Origin of the sequence: Pedococcus sp. 5OH_020 (genome assembly GCF_027812955.1) — a bacterium.
Taxonomy (GTDB): domain Bacteria; phylum Actinomycetota; class Actinomycetes; order Actinomycetales; family Dermatophilaceae; genus Pedococcus.
Map to the genome: position 1 here is coordinate 116,963 of NZ_JAPYZV010000010.1, position 20,275 is coordinate 137,237.

17 protein-coding genes are annotated in these 20,275 nt (G+C 70.2%); 6 read left to right on the plus strand and 11 right to left on the minus strand.

Going from position 1 to position 20,275, the window contains the following annotated elements:
- The first annotated feature begins 9 nt into the window (after window positions 1-9).
- Window positions 10-738, plus strand: coding sequence for an SDR family NAD(P)-dependent oxidoreductase (locus PHA84_RS17645; RefSeq protein WP_270889454.1), 729 nt, complete (start codon window positions 10-12; stop codon window positions 736-738).
- 43 nt (window positions 739-781) lie between these two features.
- Here the strand turns inward: PHA84_RS17645 and PHA84_RS17650 are convergent, their stop codons facing one another.
- The gene (locus PHA84_RS17650; protein WP_270889455.1) at window positions 782-2,296 is read right to left on the minus strand and encodes a hypothetical protein; all 1,515 of its coding nucleotides are present in this window, start codon (window positions 2,294-2,296) and stop codon (window positions 782-784) included.
- A gap of 78 nt (window positions 2,297-2,374) precedes the next feature.
- On the minus strand, window positions 2,375-5,047 hold the full coding sequence (polA, locus tag PHA84_RS17655) for a DNA polymerase I (RefSeq protein WP_270889456.1): 2,673 nt from the start codon (window positions 5,045-5,047) through the stop codon (window positions 2,375-2,377).
- Window positions 5,048-5,105: 58 nt separating this feature from the next.
- On the opposite strand from polA, the gene PHA84_RS17660 reads away from it, so the two are divergent.
- Window positions 5,106-5,498 carry a PaaI family thioesterase gene (locus PHA84_RS17660; protein ID WP_270889482.1) on the plus strand — a complete coding sequence of 131 codons (393 nt, stop codon included), beginning with the start codon at window positions 5,106-5,108 and terminating at the stop codon, window positions 5,496-5,498.
- Between the two features lie 12 nt (window positions 5,499-5,510).
- Here PHA84_RS17660 and PHA84_RS17665 read toward each other — a convergent pair whose 3' ends face one another.
- The 9 genes from PHA84_RS17665 to PHA84_RS17705 all read right to left on the minus strand — a co-directional run bounded on the left by PHA84_RS17665 (window position 5,511) and on the right by PHA84_RS17705 (window position 15,864).
- On the minus strand, window positions 5,511-6,092 hold the full coding sequence (locus PHA84_RS17665) for a GNAT family N-acetyltransferase (protein WP_270889457.1): 582 nt from the start codon (window positions 6,090-6,092) through the stop codon (window positions 5,511-5,513).
- 127 nt (window positions 6,093-6,219) lie between these two features.
- Window positions 6,220-6,771 (minus strand): GNAT family N-acetyltransferase, encoded by a 552-nt coding sequence (locus PHA84_RS17670; RefSeq protein ID WP_270889458.1) that lies wholly within the window; start codon window positions 6,769-6,771, stop codon window positions 6,220-6,222.
- A 2-nt stretch (window positions 6,772-6,773) separates the two neighbouring features.
- On the minus strand, window positions 6,774-7,337 hold the full coding sequence (locus tag PHA84_RS17675) for an ANTAR domain-containing response regulator (protein ID WP_270889483.1): 564 nt from the start codon (window positions 7,335-7,337) through the stop codon (window positions 6,774-6,776).
- Window positions 7,338-7,472: 135 nt separating this feature from the next.
- Window positions 7,473-10,808, minus strand: a complete 3,336-nt coding sequence (locus PHA84_RS17680; RefSeq protein ID WP_270889459.1) for a response regulator — start codon at window positions 10,806-10,808, stop codon at window positions 7,473-7,475.
- 33 nt (window positions 10,809-10,841) lie between these two features.
- Window positions 10,842-12,383 (minus strand): glycan biosynthesis hexose transferase WsfD, encoded by a 1,542-nt coding sequence (wsfD, locus tag PHA84_RS17685; protein WP_270889460.1) that lies wholly within the window; start codon window positions 12,381-12,383, stop codon window positions 10,842-10,844.
- On the minus strand, window positions 12,380-13,144 hold the full coding sequence (locus PHA84_RS17690; RefSeq protein ID WP_270889461.1) for a septum formation family protein: 765 nt from the start codon (window positions 13,142-13,144) through the stop codon (window positions 12,380-12,382). The genes wsfD and PHA84_RS17690 overlap by 4 nt, the downstream gene beginning before the upstream one ends.
- 174 nt (window positions 13,145-13,318) lie before the next feature.
- Window positions 13,319-13,930, minus strand: a complete 612-nt coding sequence (locus tag PHA84_RS17695) for an ANTAR domain-containing protein (RefSeq protein WP_270889462.1) — start codon at window positions 13,928-13,930, stop codon at window positions 13,319-13,321.
- Window positions 13,931-14,083: 153 nt separating this feature from the next.
- The gene (locus PHA84_RS17700) at window positions 14,084-14,722 is read right to left on the minus strand and encodes a response regulator (protein WP_270889463.1); all 639 of its coding nucleotides are present in this window, start codon (window positions 14,720-14,722) and stop codon (window positions 14,084-14,086) included.
- On the minus strand, window positions 14,719-15,864 hold the full coding sequence (locus tag PHA84_RS17705) for a sensor histidine kinase (RefSeq protein ID WP_270889464.1): 1,146 nt from the start codon (window positions 15,862-15,864) through the stop codon (window positions 14,719-14,721). The genes PHA84_RS17700 and PHA84_RS17705 overlap by 4 nt, the downstream gene beginning before the upstream one ends.
- A gap of 162 nt (window positions 15,865-16,026) precedes the next feature.
- Here PHA84_RS17705 and PHA84_RS17710 point away from each other — a divergent pair, with 162 nt between their 5' ends.
- The 4 genes from PHA84_RS17710 (at window position 16,027) to PHA84_RS17725 (ending at window position 20,160) form a co-directional block, all read left to right on the plus strand.
- Window positions 16,027-16,737 carry a hypothetical protein gene (locus tag PHA84_RS17710; protein WP_270889465.1) on the plus strand — a complete coding sequence of 237 codons (711 nt, stop codon included), beginning with the start codon at window positions 16,027-16,029 and terminating at the stop codon, window positions 16,735-16,737.
- Window positions 16,734-17,024 (plus strand): hypothetical protein, encoded by a 291-nt coding sequence (locus PHA84_RS17715; protein WP_270889466.1) that lies wholly within the window; start codon window positions 16,734-16,736, stop codon window positions 17,022-17,024. Before PHA84_RS17710 ends, PHA84_RS17715 begins: the two co-directional genes overlap by 4 nt.
- A 217-nt stretch (window positions 17,025-17,241) precedes the next feature.
- Window positions 17,242-17,466 carry an ANTAR domain-containing protein gene (locus PHA84_RS17720; RefSeq protein ID WP_270889467.1) on the plus strand — a complete coding sequence of 75 codons (225 nt, stop codon included), beginning with the start codon at window positions 17,242-17,244 and terminating at the stop codon, window positions 17,464-17,466.
- Between the two features lie 219 nt (window positions 17,467-17,685).
- Complete coding sequence (locus PHA84_RS17725) at window positions 17,686-20,160, plus strand: GH32 C-terminal domain-containing protein (protein ID WP_270889468.1); 2,475 nt, start codon at window positions 17,686-17,688, stop codon at window positions 20,158-20,160.
- Window positions 20,161-20,275 lie beyond the last annotated feature (115 nt).

Here is a 20,275-nt window from a genome sequence, read left to right on the forward strand (position 1 = left end):
TCCGTTCTCGTGCTCGGTGCATCCTCGGACATCGCTCAGGCCACGGTGGCCGCACTGGCCCGACGTGGCCGTCTGGACCGGGTCGTCCTCGCCGGACGTCCCGGCCCCAGGCGCGACGCGGCCGTGCAGAAGGCCACCTCGGAAGTGGGGCGACGCGGGGTGGTGCGCGCCCTGGACTTCGACGCCACCCGACCCGACGAGCACGAGGCGGTGGTGGCGGAGGCTTTCGCCGACGGCGACGTCGACGTGGTGCTGCTGGCCTTCGGGGTCCTGCCGGATGCGGCAACGGCGGCAGCGCCGGATGCGGCCGCGGCGGTCGTCACGACGAACTTCACGGGTGCGGTGTCCGCGCTGACTGCCTCGGCGGCCCGGTTGCGCGCACAGGGCCACGGAACCATGGTCGTGCTCTCCTCGGTCGCCGGCGAACGGCCCCGGCGGTCCAACTACCTGTACGGGGCCACCAAGGCTGGGCTCGACGCGTTCGCGACCGGCCTCGGCGACGACCTCGCGGGGACCGGCGTGGAGGTCGTCGTCGTACGGCCCGGTTTCGTCCGGACGTCGATGACCGCCGGACTGGGCCCCGCGCCGCTGTCGGTGGATGCCAGTGACGTGGCTGAGGCCGTTGTCGCCGCGGTCGGCGGCGGCACCCGGACGGTCTGGGTGCCGGGCGCGCTGCGCCTGGTCATGTCGGTCCTGCGGCACCTGCCGCGCGCCGTCTTTCGCCGGCTGCCGATCTGAGCTCGTCCCTCGACCCGGTCCGTCGCTAGGCCGGTCGCAGAGCTCAGGACGTGATCTTCGCCTGCGGGTTGGGCCACGCCGGGGGCAGCTCGCTGGGTGCGTACCCGGTGGTGGCGGCGCCTTCGTCGATAGCCTTGGGGGTGTTCGAGCCGTCACCGCCGTCGAGGGAGAAGCCGAGCTCCGCCGCGATCGCCCCGGACGCGGGGTAGGTCCCGTTCCGGACCCAGCCGTCGAGCAGGTCGACGACACCGACGGCTTCCTCCAGGGTGAAGTTGCAGTGCCCCGCGCCATACGGAGCGTCCTTGTACTTCAACGGAGGCCTGGTGAGGAAGCCGGCCAGCTCCGAGCTCGAGCGCGAGGCGTCGACCCGCTGGCCGTAGACGTTCTCGTTGGCCGCGAGGACCAGCGGGTCCGCCACCGTGTGCATGGTCAGCGTCGGCACGGAGATCCTGCCGGTGGGGTTCCCGAGCTGGTCAGCCTTCGCACGCGCAGCCGCGTCCGGGCTGACCCGCCGGCCGCGCGCCAGCTTCGTCACGATGCCGTCGAGCTTCCCCGGGGCCGCGGTCTCGATCAGCCTGCGGTCGTCGGTGCTCAGGCGGGAGCCGTAGTCGACACCCTCGTTGCCGGAGGGGTTGCCGCCGACCCGCTGCTCCAGCTCGTAGCGCCCGAAGGTGGCGTAGCCGAGGGCGTTGAGGACGCTCTCGACGATCGCGGTCCCTGTCGACGTGGTGGTGCTGCCGTCCTGGTCCTTGGTCTTGTCCGGCGCGCCGGTGATGGCCTTGAGGGTGAGCAGACCCGCGATGGCGTCGGGGCTGCCCTTGCGTGCGGCCGCGACGAGGGTGTCGGCGGCGTGCTCCCAGGCGGCGACCGCCTCCTGGTTCGAGGCGAAGCCGTTCAGCTTGAGGCTCGGGTCGAACAGGGTCTTCACGCCGTAGGCCACGTCCAGCGCCAGGTCGAGGTTGAGGTTCGTCCCCGCGAGGGGCGCGCACAGAGGCGCTGAGCCGGACACCCACTCGGGATGCTTCTCGGCGAGCACCTGGGTCGAGAGGCCGCCCAGCGAGGCGCCCCAGACGTACACCCGGTTGGGGGTCCCGAAGGTGCCCTTGAAGTAGGAGTAGAGGTCCTCGTTCGCCGCGACGCTGTCCAGGACGGCCCAGCCGTTGGTCTTGTTGGCCGATCCGGCCAGGGCATAGCCCTTGTCGAGCAGCGCCTCGGCGACCTGGTCGGCCCCGGCGACCTCGGCGCTGCGCACGGGCTGCTGGGTGCTGCTGGGGTCGGTCGGGTCGGCAGGGACCGCGTCGGCTGCGCGGTAGCCGTGCGACCACAGGAGCAGGGTGCCGTTCCACTTGGCGGGCAGCCTGATCTCGAAGGCCGCACCGTTGCGCTCGCCCTTGCAGAGCGCGTCGGTGCAGGCCTTGCTCAGCGAGCCGGGTGAGGAGACGCGCTCCTGCTCCGCGCGGCTGGTCAGTCCACTCTGAGTGGAGCACGCCCCCAGTGCAACCACGGATCCAGCTGCCAGGAGCAGCAGTGGACGACGACCCTTCCCCGGCATACGCATGCCCGCACTATGGCACAGCGGCCAGGCGGGCGAGTGCAGTCGACCTGGCCGCGTGCGTCACGTCACAGACGGAGGTCCTCAGTGGGCCGCGTCGTGCCAGGAGCGGCCGACGCCGACACTCACATCGAGTGGGACGTCCAGCTCCACGGCCCCGCCCATCTCGGCACGCACCACCGCCTCCACGTGGTCGCGCTCTCCCGGCGCGATCTCCAGCACCAGCTCGTCGTGGACCTGGAGCAGCTGACGTGACCGTGCTCCTGACGCCCGCAGGGCGGCGTCGACGCGGAGCATCGCCACCTTGATGATGTCCGCGGCCGAACCTTGGATCGGGGCGTTGAGCGCCATCCGCTCGGCCATCTCGCGGCGCTGCCGGTTGTCCGACGTCAGGTCCGGGAGGTAGCGCCGCCGGCCCAGCATGGTCTCGGTGTAGCCGGTGCCCCTGGCCTGCGCCACGACCTCTTCGAGATACGCCTTCACGCCGCCGAAGCGGGAGAAGTACTCCTCCATCAGACCTTGCGCCTCGCCTGTCGAGATCGTCAGCTGCTTGGACAGGCCGAACGCGGAAAGCCCGTAGGCCAGCCCGTACGACATGGCCTTCACCTTCGAGCGCATGGCAGCGGTGACGTCCTGCGGGTCCACCGAGAAGACCCTGGAGCCGACGAAGCGATGCAGGTCCTCACCCGTCCGGAACGCCTCGATCAGCCCTGCGTCACCGGACAGGTGTGCCATGATGCGCATCTCGATCTGGCTGTAGTCGGCCGACATGAGGGACTCGTAGCCCTCGCCCACGACGAACACCTGGCGGATCCGGCGGCCCTCGTCAGTGCGGATGGGGATGTTCTGGAGGTTCGGGTCCGTGGAGGAGAGCCGGCCGGTCGCGGCGATGGTCTGCTGGTAGGTGGTGTGGATGCGGCCGTCGTCGGCCACGGACTTGATGAGACCCTCGACGGTGACCCGCAGCCGCGAGGCGTCCCGATGCCGCAGCAGCGCCTCCAGGAAGGGGTGCTCGGTCCTGGCGTAGAGGTCGTTCAACGCGTCGGCGTCTGTGGTGTAGCCGGTCTTGGTCCGACGCGTCTTCGGCAGGCCCAGGGTCTCAAAGAGCACCACCTGGAGCTGTTTGGGCGACCCGAGGTTGATCTGGTCGCCTCCGATGGCGTCGTACGCGTCGCCCTGCGCCTCACGGACCGCCGCGGCGAAGTCGGCCTCCAGCTCGGTCAGCTGGTCGACGTCGGCGGCGATCCCGGTCCGCTCCATGCCGGCGAGGACCTGTTCCAGCGGCAGCTCGACGTCCTGCTGGAGAGAGCTGCCGCCGGTCGCCTCGAGCTGGCCCGCGAGCGACGTCGCCAGGTCGAGCACCGCTCTGGCCCGCACCATCGCGTCCTGCGCGCCGGCGTTGCCCTCGTCGGCGAACTCGAGCAGGCCCTGGCCCGACTCCTCGGTCTCGGCGCGCAGCTCGCGGCCAAGGTGGCGCAGCACGAGATCCGACAGGTCGTACGATCGCTGGTCCGGCCGCACCAGGTAGGCGGCCAGAGCAGTGTCGGTGGCCAGGCCGGACACATCCCAGCCGCGCGCCGCCAGGGCGAGGAGCGGTCCCTTGGCGTCGTGGAGGACCTTGGGCCGGTCGGCTGCGGCCAACCAGTCGCCCACCGCGGCCTCCCCAGCCGGGTCGAGGGTGGTGAGGTCGAGGTAGGCGGCGGCATCACCCTCGGTGGCGAGGCCGAGGGCTGTGGCGTCACCCGTCCCGCGCCCCCAGTGGCCGACCAGGTGCACGCCCACGCGCACCCCGGGCGGGGCGTACTTCTCCAGCCAGCCGGCGACCTCTCCGGGCTCCAGCACGGCGCCGTCGAAGTCGAAGCCGTGCTCCGCCTCCTCCTGGGGGGCCTCGAGGTACTCGAAGAGCCGGTCGCGCAGGACCCGGAACTCCAGGCTGTCGAACACGGTGTGGACCTGTTCGCGGTCCCAGTTCTGGCGCTCGAGATCGGCGATGCTCACGGGCAGAGGCAGGTCGCGGACGAGCTGGTTGAGCCTGCGGTTACGCAGGACGGAGTCCAGGTGCTCGCGCAGCGACTCCCCCGCCTTGCCCTTGATCTGGTCCACGTGGGCGACCACCCCGGTGAGGTCGCCGTACTGTCCCAGCCACTTCGCCGCAGTCTTCGGGCCGACGCCGGGCACGCCGGGCAGGTTGTCGGACGACTCCCCGACCAGCGCCGCCAGGTCGGAGTACCGCTCGGGCGGCACGCCGTACTTGGCCTCCACCGCGGCCGGCGTCATGCGCGCCAGCTCAGACACACCCTTGACGGGATAGAGGACGGTCGTGCGCTCGTCGACGAGCTGGAAGGAGTCGCGGTCGCCGGAGCAGATGAGTACCTCCATCTCGTCCTCGGCGGCCTGCGTCGTCAGGGTCGCGAGGACGTCGTCGGCCTCGTAGCCGTCGACCTCCACATACCGGATCTTCAGCGCGTCCAGCACCTCGTGCAGCAGCGAGACCTGGCCCTTGAACTCGTTGGGCGTGGCGGACCTGCCCGCCTTGTACTCGGCGTACTCGTCGTTACGGAACGTCTGCCGGGAGATGTCGAAGGCCACCGCGATGTGGGTCGGCTGCTCGTCGCGAAGGACGTTGATCAGCATGGAGGTGAACCCGTAGACGGCGTTCGTGTGCTGGCCGGTGCTCGTGGAGAAGTTCTCCGCGGGCAGCGCGAAGAAGGCCCGGTAGGCAAGGGAATGACCGTCCAGGAGCAGGAGTCGACTCACGCATGGCAGCCTATTGGTCGTGACCGACACCAACGACTTCGCCTCCGCGCTCAAGACGATGCAGGACCTCAACCCCAGCTCGCTGCTGCACCGGATGGAGATCGAGGTCCTCGACGCCACTCCCGAGCGTGTGGTGGGGCGGATGCCCGTCGTTGGAAACACCCAGCCGTACGGTCTCCTGCACGGTGGGGCGTCGGTGGTGCTGGCCGAGAGCCTCGGTTCGATCGGCTCGGCCCTGCACGCCGGACCGGGCCGCATCGCCGTGGGTCTGGACATCAACGCGACGCATCACCGGGCGGCGCGCTCGGGCTTCGTCACGGGCACGGCAACGGCCCTGTCACTGGGCAACACGCTCGCGTCGTACGAGATCGTCATCACCGACGAGCAGGACCGGCGGGTCTGCACCTGCCGCCTGACCTGCCTGCTGAGGGACGGCGCTCCGGGCGCCTGAGGGGGGCTGCGCTCAGCCGGCCAGGCGGTTGGCCGAGGCGGTGGCGCGGGCCCGGAGCGAGCGGCGGCGGTGCAGCAGGGCCTCGAGCGTGTGCTGGCGTTGCTCGTCGGTGCCGAGCCGGCGCCGCAGCGCGGCCACCGTCGTGATCCGGCGGACCACCTGGGGGGTGAAGCCGAGGCGGGCGAAGAACCGGTTCGCCTCACGGTGCTGCGCCGGGATGTTGCACCCGATCTGCTCACAACCCCGTGAGTCGGCGTACAGGGTGACGGCGCCCAGCAGGTGCCGGGCGACGCCATGCTTGCGGGCTTCGGGGACGACGTACAGCTGGTCGATGGTCACGCACGGCGCCTCGGTGAGCGCTGAGAAGGGGCTCGTCGCCGCGACGGCGAAGCCGAGCGGACGGCCGTCGCCGACCGCCAGGTAGGCCCGGACGTCGTCGCGCTGGAGCGCGGACGCGATGCGCCCCTCCGCGGCAGCACGGGCAGCGACCTCGGGACTCGTCCCGCCCTCCACCCGCGCGGACCTCCAGAGCTCGGTGAACGACCCCTCCTCGTCCTTGGTGACACGCCTGACACTGATCGCGGGACGGCTCACCGAACTCCTCCATCGTCGACGGTCTGACTCGTGTACGCGGCTCCCCCGTAGGCCACCGGCGCCCGCAGAGGCGCCAGACGTAGGACTTTATGCCTATCGGGCCGAGTTCGTGAAGTCTTCAACCGAATCACCGCGGCAGCCGGACCGATACCAGCGACAGCTCGTAGACGAAGTCGTCCTCGTACCGGTCTCCGACCAGGAACCGCTTGGTGCCCACACGCGTGAAACCGGCCTTGGTGTAGAACCTCTGAGCGCGCTCGTTGAGCTGGTTCACCCCGAGCCAGACCCCCGTCGCGCCCGCCCGCCGAGCGGTGTCCACGGCTGCCTCCAGGAGCCGCCGGCTGGTGCCGGCCCCATGGTGCTCGGGCAGCACGTAGAGCTTGCTCAGCTCCGCGGTGGGGCGCAGCGAGACGGCCCGGCGCACGTCCTCGTCGACCGGCTCTCCGTGCACCACCATGGCGTAGCCCGTCGGCATCCGGTCCTCCTCGGCGAGGAAGACGTCTCGGGCCGGGTCAGCGAGGTAGCGCTCGAAGCACCGCCGCGACAGGACACCGGAGATGAAGAGGTCGATCGCCTCCACGGTGACGTGCGGCGGGCAGGCGAGCGCGAAGGTCGCCGCCGCCACGTCGGCGAGCACCGGCGCGTCGTCACCGTTGGCGCGACGCACTTCGACCGGCACGGTCAGGCCTTGTCCATGCCGGTGACGACGGCCTCGGCCACCTCACGCATGCCGAGCCTTCGGTCCATGGCCGTCTTCTGGATCCAGCGGAAGGCCTCGGCCTCGGTCAGCTTGAGCTTCTTCATGAGGATGCCCTTGGCACGGTCCACGGCCTTGCGGGTCTCGAGCCGTTCGCCGAGGTCGGCGATCTCGCTCTCGAGGGCCTTGACCTCGTTCCAGCGGTGCCGCGCGATGTCGATGGCCGGGCCGAGGTCCGAGGCGGTGAACGGCTTGACGATGTAGGCCATCACCCCGGCGTCCCGTGCCCGCTCGACCAGCTCCGTCTGGCTGAACGCGGTGAGCATCACGACGGGCGCGAGCCGGTCCGCGCCTATCGCCTCCGCCGCCGTGATGCCGTCCATGACGGGCATCTTGACGTCCATGATGACGAGGTCCGGCCGCAGCTCCCGGGCCAGCTCCAGGGCCTGCTCACCGTTGCTCGCCTGCCCCACCACCTCGTATCCGGCCTCTGTCAGCATCTCGGCGAGGTCCAGCCGGATCAGCGCCTCGTCCTCGGCCACGAGGATGCGGGTCGCGGCGGTGGACGTCGCCGCTGTGGGGGTCGCGGTGGTCGGCGCCGTCTTCGGCTGGGTCTCGCTCACGGGCCCAGCGTATGGGACGGACGTTAACGCCACGTTGCCGCAGTGCTTCGTACCGGACACCTACCGGTCGGCAGCATCCTGCAGGGCCGACGCGAGTTCCTCGAGGGCACCCGCTGCCGCCTCCACCTCGTCGGCAACGCGGTCCAGGGCCTTCCCGTCCACCACCACGTCGTCCTCGGCGAGGTGCTCGATCTGCTCGCACAGGGCGGCAAGCCGGTGCGCGCCCAGGTTCGCCGCGCTTCCCTTGAGGGCGTGCGCCAGCCGCCCGAGCTCGTACGCGGTGCCCTCCTCGCGGGCACGTCTCATCTCCGTCGCGGTGCGCCGGGCGTTGCCGCCGAAGCGTCCGATGAAGCGCAGCAGCATTGTGGGGTCACCGGGGTCCAGGTCCAGCAGCTCGTCCAGCCGAGACCTGTCGAGGATGTCCGGGTCCACCGGCTCGGCGGATGGGCCGGCGCTGTCCTCCGCCAGGGCGGACAGCTCGACTGCGGGCGACTGACTGGGGGTCGCCCACGGGTCCGGCGCGGCACCTTCGCCGCCCTCCGACGCCGCCAGCCACCGCTCCAGGCTCTCCTGCAGCTGCGTCACGTCAACCGGCTTGGTGAGGAAGTCGTCCATCCCCGCGGAGAGACACCGCTCACGCTCCCCCGCCACCGCCGCTGCTGTGAGGGCGATGATGGGGACCCGTCGACCGGAGCCCTCCAAGGCACGGATCGTCCTGGTGGCCTCGTAGCCGTCCATCACGGGCATCTGGCAGTCCATCAGGACGGCGTCGACGGCGTACGGGTCGTCGGCGAACCGGCTCACGGCCTCTCGGCCGTCCATGGCAAGCACCACGTCATACCCCAGGGCGGCGAGGATCCCTTCGGCGACCATCTGGTTCATCGGGTTGTCCTCGACCAGCAGCACCCGACCCTTGGTCGGCGCTTGCGGCCCGTGGGTGTCGGCTCGAGCTGTCGCGCTGGCCTCCCGTCCAGGTCCCGGTCCGGAGCTGGAGCCGCGTACGGTGCCCGACCTGAGAGCGGCAACGGCGTCGAGCAGCCGATGGGCCAGGACCGGCTTGGCCAGCGCACGGTCGACACCGGCATCCGCCAGGCCCGCGGTGTCGAGGTCGCCGGCCGAGGTGAGCAGCAGCAGCCGCGTCGCATCGTGCCGTCCCTCCTTGCGGACGCGGCGGGCGAACTGGAGGCCGTCGACTCCCGGCATCAGATAGTCCAGCAGCACGACCTCGAAGGGCGCACCCCCGGCCTGCGCCTCCTCGAGGAGGATCAGCCCTTGTACGGCCGAGGCGGCCGCCCGGCCGTGGGCACCCCACGCCTCGAGCTGGTCCAGCAGGATGACGCGGTTCGTCTCGTTGTCGTCCACGACGAGAACCCTGGCCCCCCGGACGAGGGACGGAGCCAGCACGTTCGGCGGCGGCTCCTGCGTCGGATGCGCGAAGGCAGCGGTGAACCAGAAGGTCGAGCCTGAGCCGGGCCTGCTCTCCAGCCCGATCTGGCCGCCCATCGCGTTGACGATCTGGCTGCTGATGGCGAGGCCGAGTCCCGTGCCGCCGAACTCCCGGGTGGTCGAGCTGTCACCTTGCGAGAACGCCTCGAACAGGCGGCCCTGCTCGGCCTCCGCGATACCCACGCCGGTGTCGCTCACCTCGACCCTGAGCCGGACCGAGCCGTGCGGCTGACCGCCGCCCGCGCCGTCGCCGGTGCCGTCCACCGTTGCGCGGACCACCACCTCACCGCGAGTGGTGAACTTCACGGCGTTCGAGGCCAGGTTCGTCACCACCTGCCCGAGCCGCACCGGGTCACCACGGACGAGCTCGGGCAGGTCGGGGTGACAGGCGATGACAAGCTCGAGCGACTTCGCCTGAGCCGACTGGGAGAGCAGGCTCGTGCTGTGCTCGATGACGGCTCGGGGGTCGAAGTCCACCTCCTCGAGCTCGAGACGCCCGGCCTCGATCTTGGACAGGTCGAGGATGTCGTTGACGAGCCCGAGCAGCGCCTTTCCCGCCTCTTCGATCCCCTCAGTCAGGCGGCGCTGCCGTTCGGTGAGCTCCGTGCGGCTGAGGAGCTCGCTCAGGCCGATGACACCGTTGAGCGGTGTGCGGATCTCGTGGCTCATGGTCGCGAGGAAGTCGGACTTCGCCCGAGACGCCGACATGGCCTCGTCGCGGGCTGCGGCAAGCGACGCAGAGGCCTCCTCCCGCTCGGCCACCCGGGCGAACACGGCCATCGCCTGCGCGATGGTCGCGGTCTCCCACTCCTCCGGCTCCACGGTGCCCTCCCGGCGCAGGACCACGACGCCGACGACGTCCTCCTCGACCACCAGGGGTGCCGCGAGCAACAGCGTGTCGTCGCTCGGCTGGGTGACCAGGCCGCCCTCGAGGGCCGCCCGTGACGCCATGGCCTGGACCGCCTCCGCCAGACCGTCCGCAGCGGTCGGAGGCTGCGCACCGAGGCTCAGCTCGAGGAGGCCCTCTTCTCCGGTGACGAGGTACGCCCCCAGCGGCTGCCACGCCGTGTACCGGCTCACCTCCGCGGCGGCGACCGGGACGGCCTCGGCCAGCGTGTCGGCGTCGTTGGCGGCGGTCGCCACGGCGCGCAGCAGAGCCAGCGCGTGCTCGGCGTCCTTGGCGTCGGTGATGTCCTGGGCCGTCCCGCTCATCCGGACCGGTGCTCCCCGCTCGTCGCGGACGACGATCCCGCGGCCACGGATCCAGCCGACAGCGCCCTGCACCCGCCGGATCCGGGCGTCGAACTCGAAGCTCTCGCCGCCCGCCAGCACGCCGGACACCGTCTCGTGCACGGTCTGCCGGTCGTCTGGGTGCAGGCCCTCGATGAACCCCTCGTAGGTGGGCTCCAGGTCGCCGGGGCTGACACCGTAGATCCGGAACAGCTCGTCGGACCAGGTCACGACGTCACCCACGACGTCCCACTCCCAGCTGCCGATCTTGGCGATCGCCTGCGCTTCCGCCAGCTGCTGCTCGCGCCGTTGAAGGGTCTCCAGCAGGCGTTGCCGCTCGGTGTACTCCGTCACGCGATGAAGCCAGCCGCGGCGTCGGCCGCGGTCGTCGAGGATCGGCGTGTGGCTGATGAGGGCGGTGAAGCGCTGCCCGTCTTCCCGCAGGAGGCTGCACTCGAGGTTGTCCCCCGACTTAGCGACGCTCTCGAGCTCCGCGAGGTGCTGACGCAGCTGGCCCTGACCCGACTCGTCGAGCGCGGAGTACGCGTCCAAGCCCGCCATCTGCGCCGCGGTCCGACCCAGCAGCTGCGCCATCCGGTCGTTCGCGAACACCGTGCGGCCCTGGGCATCGAGCACCCAGAGGCCGTCCGGAGTCGCCTGCACCAGCCATCGAGCAAGGTCCCCCGGCGCGGCATCCCGCAGGGCTTCGGCGTCGTCCACGTCCCGATCCTGGCGTATGGGGTGTCCGAATGCTCAGTGTGCGGCCTCCGTGTCGCTCGGCACCTCGACCGATCCGCGGCGCCGTGCGGGTCGCTCCCGTGGCGGGCTGAAGAGCGCCACTCCCCAGGGGATCAGCCAGGAGGCCAGGCCGAAGACTGCTGCGGCACACGTCAGGAGGTTCGCCAGAGCAAGGTGTTTGACGAGGTCCGCGCTCCCCTCGGTCAGCATGACTGCCCAGAACTGTGCGACCACCTCGCCGCCGAGGAACAGGGCGACCACCCCCATCGCCTGCCGGCCCCGGCTCGCGCCCTTGCGAACCGCGAGCGCTCCGCCGGCCATCGACACGACGACCAGGACGAAGATGAGCCAGGGTGAGGGGAGGAACACCGTGGTCCACGCCTGCTCGACAAAGCACACCCGACACTCCAGGTGGCTCCGACCTGGCTCGCTCGCCGGGTACGAGTAGATGTAGTCCGGGCGGAACCGTGCCATCCCGTCCAGGCCGCGGCCGAGCAGCGAGGCGAACCGCAGCGGTTCCCGCAGGTAGACCATGGTGGTCCGCAGCGGGGTGGCCTTGTCGACCAGACCCGAGTACTCGGGACGGGCAGCCGCTGTCTCGGAGTCGAGGAGGGTCTTGCCGCTCGCGGCGGCCAGGCTCGGGTCCAGGCCGAGGTTGCGGAGGTCCTCGCCCGGGTGCGAGCTGTGCGGCAACATCTCGAGGAACACGGCGTTGTAGCGGTTCTGCTCCGTGACGCGGGCAGGAGTGGCGCCGACATGCAGCGCTGCGACCATCAGCACGACCAGCGCCGCTCCGGCTCCCGGCAGGTACCCGCGCCAGCCCGAGCGCAGCCGTGCCGTCCAGGTCTCGCCCGCCGCCCGACCGTTGTGCAGGCGGCTGCGCAGCAACAACAGCGGCAACACGCCGACCAGCAGCGTGACGGCCTGGGTCTTCGCCGTCAGGGCGAACACCGCTGAGGCCACGAGGGACAGCAGCGACGCTACCGACCCGGACGAGCGCCAGTACCAGCAGACGGCGGCGATGACGAACAGCAGGCCGGCGAACATGGCAGGCTCGCTGTAGGCCGACATGAGGTAGCCGGCGAAGGTGCCGTCGGCGAAGACCAGCCACAGCAGCGCGGTGATCGCGAGCCGGAGCTCCTGTGGCCCTGGCAGGGCGCGGAACAGCAGCGCGGCGGCCGTGCCGAGGATGACGCAGTTGACGACCGCGAGCACCCGCAGGTCCAGGCCCGAGCCGAGCCCGAAGAGGTGGGTGCCCCACATCGAGAGCTTCACCGGGACAAGCTCGGAGGACAGGTACCGAACGCCTTCCCCGCAGTCCTGCCCGTACCAGCGGTGCGCCGACCAGGTGAGCTCGACGGCAGTGCGCCGGCCGAGGTTGGCGTACCCGGTGCCCTCGCTGAGCCCGAACCAGCACATCAGCCGGGAGCCGTCTCCCTGGTTGCTCAGCCCTACCGGTCCACTGACGAACAGCCGTGCGGCCATTGTCACAGCGAACGCGAGCCCCACGAACGCGGCCTTCAGGTTGGCCTCGCCGAGGCGGGCCCAGGCCCTCATCGGAGCCCACCTCGGACGGTGCCTCGGACGAGGCCCACACGCGGTCCGTACCAGCACTCCGCCGGGGCAGTGAGGTCAGCCACAGCCACCTCGAAGTCGGACCGGAGCGGTCTGCCGGTGTACTCCGACGCCAGCCGCCTGCACTGCGCCAGCTGGGCCGCGGCTCCCTTCGCGGTCACCTCCCCGACCTTCTCCGCCGTGTGCTGGCCGTCGCAGGTGACCGCCCTGGTGCCCGACCTGCACAGCCTCACCCGTGCGGAGTCGGCGCGCCTCATGATGCCGCGCAGGCTCGTGTACACGACGGGGTCCTCCTTGTCCGACTGGCCGGAGAAAGAGGCGAGCTCACAGGCGACGCGGCGTCCGCCCTGCTCCCACTCCTGCGTCGTGGGGAACTTCACGAAGAGCTCGATGCCCCACTGGAAGTCGTTGGTCCGCGCGCCGAGGTAGGGACGGATCTCCTCCCGAGGGCACGAGCTCGTCGAGCGACCACGCAGCATCTCCTGCCCGGGGCGGATCTTCCGTGCGGTGAGGGACGGGTCGACCGTCGAGACGGCGTAGACCTCCAGCTCGTGAGCCTGGTTGCACGGGACGGAGGGCGAGACGTCGGAGACCGAGCGGAGCTCCATCTCCGTGGGCCTGGGGCGGCACATACCGACCACGGCACGGTCGGTGGGCACGCCGTCGTCGACCGGCTGGCCACAGGCCGCGAGCAGGGGCAGGAGGAGGGCGGCTGCAAGGCCCCGGAGTGCCGGCTTGGCCACACCCAACGGCGTGGGACGGCTGGTGAGCGGTCGGGTCGTGGAAGGACGGGGACGGAGGGACGGCGCTGTTCGGCGCGGGGACGAGCCAGAGTCTGTGTACATGTCGCGGTGGAAGAGTGCCGGCCCTCCCAACGGTGACGCATCTAGACAGGTCCAGCTCCGGAGCCGCGGTCCCTACGGGGCGAGGTCGAGCTCCATGAGGATGTCGAGAACGCAGCGGACCGGGTCGTACCTGGAGAACTCCGGGTCGGTCAGGCGCCTGACGATGAACTCCGCCACCGCGGTCAGCTTCAGGTTGTGCTGGTTGGAGTAGGTCCGCAGCATGCTGAACGCGACGTCCTCCCCGACCCCGAACGACAGCATCAGCGCGCCTTTGGCCTGCTCGATCGTGGCCCGGTGCTCAGCGGAGGCGGCAACAGCGGCCGCGGAGCGCTCCCTCACCTCGTCGGTGATGTCGACCACCAAGCCGTAGAGGCGAGTCACGCGGTCACCCGTAGCCTCGCTCTGCCCGACGAACACGAGCTCGTGGTGGTGACCCCGGGGGTCGACCATGCGGTACGTGCAGGAGTACGGGCCCGGGTGTGTCAGGTGGTGCTGGAAGCGCGCCAGCATGATGGGGCAGTCCTCCGGGACCATGCGCTGCAGCAGGTGGTCGGTGGTCGGCACATCGGAGCTCTCGAGGCCGTGCAGCTCCCGGAGTGGGAGGCTCCAGTCCCAGACGCCCGTCGTGACGTCATACGCGAACGTCATCGCCTCATCGGCGGCGGGGAGACCTGAAGCTGACATGCGACCTCGAAGATGAACTGCCGGGGGACGGCGACTGTCATACGGGATCGGCCACTTCTTGACCGCTACGACTGTACGACGCGGCGCGCTCGCTGTGACAGGGTTTCTGCGAAGCTGTGCCGACCTGTCGCGCAGCGCCGGCTGGTTGCTCGCTCAGCCGAGGCCCGCATGGTGGGCCAGGACCACGAGGTGGACTCGGTCGCGGGCAGTGAGCTTGGTCTGGATGCGCGAGACGTGCGTCTTCACGGTCGTCTCACCGATGTACAGGGACCGCGCGATCTCCGGGTTGGTGGCACCCTGCGCCACCAGTCGTAGCACCTCGTGCTCCCGTGGCGACAGACGGCGCAGCGCGCTCACGGCCTCAGGATGGTGCTGCACGGGCTGCCCCTGGACGAGCCGCGCGAGCACCCCCTTCTCGACGGCGGCGTCTCCGGCCGCCACGGCCCGGATCGCCGCTACGAGCGACTCGCGCGGTGCGTCCTTGAGGAGGTAGCCACTGGCGCCGGCGCGCAGCGCCGACAGGACGAGGTCGTCGGCCCCGAAGGTCGTCAGGATGAGAATCCTCGTGGGAGAACCGGACTCGACGATCCGGCGGGTGGCCTCGATGCCGTCGACCTCGGGCATCCGGATGTCCATGAGCGCGACGTCCGGGGCGAGCGTCGTGATGAGCCCGACCGCCTCCGCCCCGTCCGCAGCGGTGCCGACAACCGTGAAGCCGGCCTCGGCGTCGAGGATGGCAGCGACACCGTCGCGGATGAGGAACTGGTCGTCGACGACCACCACGGTCGTCACGACGGATGTCCGAGAGGCAGGACGGCACGCACCCGGTAGCCGCCGCCCGGACGGCGTCCGGTGGTGAGCATGCCGCCGCACGCCGCGACCCGTTCGTGCATTCCCGAGAGGCCGTACCCTGGCGCGGAGTCGGCCGCGTCATGCCCTGGTGTCGACTCGCGGTCGTTCTGGACGTCGATGACCAGCAGGTCCGCCTGCTTGGAGACCGCAACAGAGGTGGGGGACGTGCCCGCATGCCGCAGAGCGTTCGTCAGCGCCTCCTGCACCACGCGGTAGGCCGTGGCCGACGCCTCAGCGGTCAGGGCCGGGTCGCCGCAGTGGGCGTCCAGGCTGACCTGCAGGCCGGACTCGCGCATCCGCCGGACCAGCTCCGGCACGTCGAGCCAGGTGGGAGCCTGGGCGGCGCGGTTCGCCTGGGAGGGGTCGCGCAGCGCCTCCAGCAGCCGGCGGGTCTCCCCCAGTGCCTCACGCCCGGTCTCCTGCACGCGCGTGATCGCCTCCTGTGCGCGTGCCGGGTCGGAGGTCATGAAGACCCGGGCCAGCTCGGACTGCACGACGACGACGCTGAGGCTGTGCGACACCACGTCGTGCACCTCTCTGGCCAGGCCCAACCGCTCCTCCGCCACCTGGACCCGTGACCGTGCGGCCACAGCCTGGGCGACCCGCTCGCGCAGGAGACCCTCGTGCCGGAACGCCGCCCCGAGCGCGAAGATCCAGACCGCGTTCAGCCCCCACGCCCAGGCGTTCGCGAGGTCGATCTCCGGGATCACGTACACCCACAGAAGCAGGGGGAGCTCGGGCAGGAGCACCGCGGCATACTTCGCGGGCGTACGCCCGTACCGTCCGCAGGCGAACACGCCGACCACGAGCAGATACAGCGCGGACAGCAGGAACGCGTGCAGGTTCGGGGTGGCCGTGGCCATGAACGCCGCGACGACCACCAGCAGGGAGCCGACGGGACGGCTACGCCGAAGGCACAGCGCAAGCGCAGCGGCGGTCAACGCGACCGCGAACGGCCACTGCGGTCCGTGCACCGGCGCCGTCTGTGGGCCGACCACCCACAGCTCGATCTGCCCCGCGGCCCACAAGGACCCGGGGACCGCCCAGTCCCGCCACGTCAGGCGGGGCAGCAGCCCCGGCATCCTTCAAGGCTACCGGCGCGGTGCTCGCCGGACGTCGTCCTCAGGTCCACAGCGCGGTCACCTGGAGGGACGACGGGCACGGGCAGCGACGCCGACGCGCTCAGCCGTCACCCGCGCCACTGTGGTGAGCCCCCACCCAGCAGACCGCGAGGGAGCAGTCCGATGCGCAAGACCGTGCCGTTCTGGGCTTTGGCGACCACCGCCCTCCTGGCGACCCTCACGGCCTGTGGTGAAGGTTCGGGGACAGCGGGGACCTCCGTGGGCGACGACGATCTCGGGGCCGTTCTGGCCCAGGTCCACGCCGCTGGGAAGCCCGCGTACTACCTGGGGCCGACGGTCGACCGCCTGCCGCTGACCTTGTTGGACGTCGTGGAGGAGAACGCGCCGGCGTTCCAGGTGGAGGCCGACTACGGCACCTGCGCGTCGACCGGTGAAGGCGGGTGCTCGGCTCCGGTGGTGGTTTCGACCAACGACAGGCGTCCCGACGTCCAGGGCACACATTGCCGGCGGCTCGAGCCCCAGCTCGGCGTCGCAGCGGGAGTGCTCATGGGCGAGCTGACCCTGGTCACGGGGAACGTCGTCATCACGGTGTCGGACTTTCGCGGCCGGGACGCTGGCGACGACGCCCAGGCGGCGCTCAGGCTGCTGACCGAGCTGCGAGCCGTCGGGGACCCTCGGCCAGTGCGCCGGCTGCCGCCGCCGGACGCCGCGAGCAGCGCATGGCTGGATGCGGTCTGCGGCACCACAGCAGGTGCGGAGGTCTCGCACGACCTGGGCGCCGGACCTGGCCTCGTGGACAGCTCTCCGTGTTCCTCCGTGGCGACTTCGAGCGTGGATCTCGTGGTGCTTGCCGTCAGTAGGCTTGCCTGGTGAACTTCACGCACGAGCAGGTGTGCCGCGTCGCGGACTTGGTTGGAGATCCCCGGGCTCTCGGGGGCGCCGTGACCAGCGAGCTCTGTGGCCACTGGGAGCACCCGGGTCCTTGTCGCTGGCCGCACCATACGGCCACTGCGGTCCACGGCCGCGACGCCGTCGTCACGGTGCGGTTCACGGCGCCGGAGGCGGAGGTCGGACAAGTGCGACAGCGAGTCCAGGCAGCGGTGAGTCGCGGCCAGCTCGTCGGACCGGACGGCTCTCGCACGACCTGGACGTCTGCGTAGCGGGACAACGCGGGACATACCTCCCGGCTGCTCAACGCGACGTGGGCGGGGCTGGTGTGCATGCGCTTCGTCGGCCTGGCCACTCTGCGCACCTTGTAGCGTTCAGCACGCAGGTCGAGCGCTCGCGACCTGGTGCTCGCCCACCCGGCCAAGGCCCCGCGGCCATCTCGCCGCAGGCGGGAAGCCGAGCTACGCTTCGGCGCGTGGGACGTCAGTGATGACCGGCGACACTGCCTTCTGGTGGAGGCTGCAAGAACCGATGCGGCGGCACCGGCTCGTCAACCAGGCGGCGGGCGTGCTCATGCAGTGGCGGAGCGTGGACTGCGAGGGCGCACTGACGACGCTGGAGCACATGGCTCGAGCGCGCGAGGTCGACGTCGTCGCGCTGGCACAGGCGGTCGTGGAAGCGGCGGCGGTCGACGACGGCGACCAGCAGGACTGACACAGCCCACGCATGGCCTGGTGCCTTCGTGGGCTGCGGCCCGGGTCGCCGCGTGGAGGTAGCCACGTGACCTGACGCTGAGGCCGTCTCATCCTCTGGGCAGGCCTTGTCCTTCGCGAGCCGTTCAGTATGGTTTCACTAGATGCTTGACAACGTTGTCATTTCGGAGGCCTTAGCGTGATAAGCCCGTTCGCTGTTCCGTCCGCCCCACGACCGCGCGTGCGTGGCGTTCTTCTGGCCGCTCTCAGCGCAGTCCTCGCTGCCCTGTCGGTGGTCGCCCCGGCGAATGCCGCCGACGACCCCTACCGGCCGGCGTACCACTACACCTCTGCGGCGAACTTCATGAACGACCCGAACGGGCTGATCTACAAGGACGGCACGTATCACCTTTTCTACCAACACAACCCGTACGGGGCGACGGCCGGAAATGGCTCGTGGGGGCACGCCACAAGCACGGACATGGTGCATTGGAAGGAACGGCCGATCGCCATTATGAGCGATGCCAAGGAGGACGTCTGGTCCGGCAGCGTCGTGAACGACGTGACGAACTCCTCGGGCTTCGGCACAAAGGACAACCCACCGCTCGTGGCGGTCTACACCAGCTTCCGTAAGAGCGACGGAGTGCAGCGGCAGGCTCTTGCGTACTCGCTGGACGACGGCGCGACCTTCACGAAGTACGCGGGCAACCCGGTCCTGGACATCGGGTCGCACGACTTCCGCGACCCTAAGGTCTTCTGGGACGGCGCGAGCGCGAGCTGGCGCATGGTGGTGGCCAAGTCGGTGGAGCGCAAGGTGGGCATCTACTCCTCGCACGACCTCAAGACCTGGAGCCACCGCAGCGACTTCGGACCGGCCGGTGTCACGTCCGGGGTCTGGGAGTGCCCCGACCTGTTCCCGCTCGCGGTCGACGGCAACCCGGCTGACACGCGCTGGGTGCTCACCGTCAGCAGTGCCGGAAAGGTGCAGTACTTCGTCGGGGCCTTCGACGGTGCGACGTTCACCTCACCGGACGCGGCGGCGTACACGCCACCGGCGGGCACAACGCTGCAGGACTTCGAGGGCAACGACTACGGGTCCTGGACGACGACCGGTGCGGCATTCGGGTCTGGGCCCTCACACTTCACCACCGGCGACGTGCAGGGCTTCCACGGCAGCGGTTACGCCGACAGCTGGGGCGGGGACGATGCCAACAAGGGGACGCTCACGTCTCCGGCGTTCACTGTGGATCAGGGCCACCTCAACTTCCTCATCGGCGGTGGCAACCACCCCCATGTCGACGGCGGTTCCGACGGTCCTCCGCCCGGCACCACGCTGGCCGACTTCGAAGGTTCCACGCTGCCAGAAGGGTGGACCGGCACCGGCGACTTCACCGCCATTACGCCGACACGCGAGACGCTGCCGGGCCAACTGGGCGCCCAGGTCCTGGACACCTGCCAGGCCGGATGCGATGAGGCGACGGGCACGGTGACGTCCCGTTCCTTCACGATCACCGACGACTACGTTGACCTTCTGGTCGCCGGCGGCAACCATCCGATGAGCGGCACCAACCCGACAGCCGTCAACCTTGTCGTCGATGGGCAGGTTGTGCGCTCCGCCAGCGGCAAGAACTCGCCGAACATGGACTGGGTCGCATGGAACGTTGCCGACCTCAAGGGCCGGACCGCTCAGCTACAGGTGGTGGACCAGCGAACCTCCGACTGGGGCCACCTCATGGTGGACAACATCGTCCTCTCGCCGGTGGCGGCAGCGCCGTGGAACGCCGAGACCACTGCGAACCTGTTGGTGGATGGCAAGGTGGTCCGCACAGCGACCGGCACCGACAGCCCAACACTGGACTGGGCCTCGTGGGATGTGGCTGACCTCCGTGGCAAGCAGGCGCGGATCCAGCTCATCGACAATGCGGTCGGCGGTTGGGGACATCTGTACGCCGACGACTTCCTGCTCTCCTCCGTTGCCACGCAAGACATGTGGGGTCGAGCCCGGCTGGTGGACCGCGGTGCGGACTACTACGCCGCTGTCACCTACAACGACCTGCCGAACGGGCGGCGCGTCCAGCTCGGCTGGATGGGTAGCTGGGACTATGCCAACGACACTCCCACAGGCGCCTGGCGTGGTGAGCAGTCAGTGCCCCGCGAGCTGTCCCTGAGGACGGTCGGCGGCAAGGTCTCACTGGTCCAGTCCCCGATATCCGAGCTGGACAGCCTCGCCGGCAAACCGGTCCGCCTCGACGGAACGACGGCCGTTCGCCCTGTGACCGTCACTGCTGGTACGACGCCCGTCCCGGCGAGTGGCAGGTCACTGCGATTGGACGCCACCTTTACGGCCGCCACGGCGCCGGAGTTCGGCGTCGACGTCCGAGTCGGAACAGGCGACGGCCAACGCACCCGCATCGGGTACGACGTCGACGCCGGCGAGCTGTTCCTCGACCGCACCAAGTCCGGAGATGTCGGCTTCAGCGCCGCGTTCTCCCGCATCGACCGCGTCAAGGTCCCACTACAGAACGGCAAGCTCCGGCTGAAGGTCTACGTCGACAGCTCGTCGGTCGAGGTGTTCGCCAACGGCGGTATCGCCTCGCTCACCGACCTGGTGTTCCCCGCCACCTCCAGCACCGGCATCGACGTCTTCTCAACCAGCGGCAGCACCAGAGTCGACAGCCTCACGGTCCGCCAGCTGGGATCGTCGATCAGCCGCTAAGACTGTTCACAAGTTCGGATCAGCAGCCTTCCCTCAGATGTCCCAGGACGATCCGCGACACCCGAGCCCGTGAGGCTCGGGTGTCGCGCGCTTCTGGGGCTTGCGCCTGCGGGTC